This is a genomic window from Massilia sp. CT11-108, assembly GCF_047302915.1.
GTDB classification, from domain to species: Bacteria; Pseudomonadota; Gammaproteobacteria; order Burkholderiales; family Burkholderiaceae_D; genus Telluria; species Telluria orientalis.
Genome location: NZ_JBKYMO010000848.1, coordinates 1 through 1,541, shown reverse-complemented (window position 1 = coordinate 1,541; position 1,541 = coordinate 1). Strand labels below are relative to the sequence as shown.

The window sequence follows — 1,541 nt, the reverse complement described above, 5'->3', positions numbered from 1 at the left end:
AGGTAGCGGCGCTCGCCTTCCGGCCGCGCCAGCGTGTGTGCCGCGTACCCGGCGGCATGCGCCGCCGTTGCCGTGATCAGCGCAATGCATGCCGCCAGCCGTGGAATCGAACCTGCCATCTGCCACCTCCTCGTCGAATCGGAATGGCGATGGTCGCACGGGCCGGCGCGGCCGGAAGGCGAGCGCCGCTACCTCGTGCTCGACCCGGGCGTGCCCGAGGCGCCGGGCAAGCGTCCCGTGGTGATCCTGTTGCATGGCCACGGCGAAGCGGCGGCCGCGGTCCTCGGCCGGGAAAGCTTCGGCGGCTACACGCCGCGCGACAGGCGACGGTGGCGGCATGGCGGCAGGCGGACGGCCTGTCCGGCGCGCCGGCCACGTTCCGCTTTCCGCATCTGCGCACCGACGATCCGACGACGGCCACGCGCATGGTGTGGGGCGGCGACGCCGCCGGTGTACAGGTCGAGTTCCTGCGCATCGACGGCGGCGGCCATATCAACGCGTCGAAGGACGAGGAACTGCCCTGGCTGTTGAAGAAAATCCTCGGTCCGATGAATCACGACGTCGATACGGCCGACGAAGCGTGGCGTTTTTTTCGCACGAAAACCCGGTGAGGCCTATGCATACGCGCGTCTTAATTCTCGGTTAAGTCAGCGCGCGTATAACATCGGCAGAGCGACAAGAACATTCCACGAGCGGGAGACCTGAATGAAGAACTGGGCGCGCAACAACAAAGGCTTTCTGGCGTTTCTCGTCCTGTTCGGCGTGTTCCGCACGGCGGTCGCGGACTGGAATCCGATCCCGTCCGCGTCGATGCATCCGAACCTGCTGGAAGGCGACGTCGTGCTCGTGAACCGCCTCGCGTTCGACCTCAAGGTGCCGCTCACGAACGTCGTGCTCGCGCACCTGGGCGAGCCGCAGCGCGGCGACATCGTCACGTTCCGCTCCCCGCGCGACAACACCCTCTTGATCAAGCGCGTCGTCGCGCTGCCGGGCGACGTCGTCGAGATGCGCAACGAACGTTTGTACATCAACGGGAAGGGTGCCGACTACCGCGTCGTCGAACACTCGCTCGATTCCGTCGGCGGCACCGCGATGCGCGCGCTGCAGCTGGCCGAGACGTGGGGCGACAAGGCCGCGCGCGGGCCGCGCCACATCCAGATCATGCCGGACGTGCTGGCACCGCGCACCTTCGGTCCCGTCACGGTGCCGCAAGGCGAATACCTGATGCTGGGCGATAACCGCGACAACAGCGCCGACTCGCGCGTGATCGGCCTCGTGCCGCGCAAGCTGCTCGTGGGCCGCGCCGAACGCGTGCTCGTCTCCGCCGACTACCAGGGCAACTGGATGCCGCGCACGGAGCGTTTCGGCATGTCGCTGTACCATCCCGACTGATCGCGTGCGCGCAGGCGGCACTGGCTGCGCCTGCGTGCCCTCGGTGTTCCGGGGGGGGGGCGCGGGGGGGGGGGGGGGGGGGGGGGGGGGGGGGGAGAACCCCCGCCAAATTTTGGGGGGGGGCGCGGCGCCCGGGGGGGGCGGGGGTT

General features: G+C 69.0%; 2 protein-coding genes. Both read left to right on the top strand.

Going from position 1 to position 1,541, the window contains the following annotated elements:
* Positions 1-329: 329 nt before the first annotated feature.
* Positions 330-611: a hypothetical protein gene (locus ACEN88_RS31350; RefSeq protein ID WP_413346018.1), complete on the top strand. Its 282-nt coding sequence runs from the start codon at positions 330-332 to the stop codon at positions 609-611.
* Positions 612-705: 94 nt separating this feature from the next.
* A complete protein-coding gene (gene lepB, locus ACEN88_RS31345; RefSeq protein WP_413346016.1) occupies positions 706-1,392 on the top strand; it encodes a signal peptidase I in 687 nt (228 codons plus the stop codon).
* Positions 1,393-1,541: the final 149 nt, after the last annotated feature.

Bases quoted from the DNA above. Each gene is read 5' to 3' on its own strand.
- lepB (WP_413346016.1), top strand. From the start codon at position 706: ATGAAGAACTGGGCGCGCAACAACAAAGGCTTTCTGGCGTTTCTCGTC.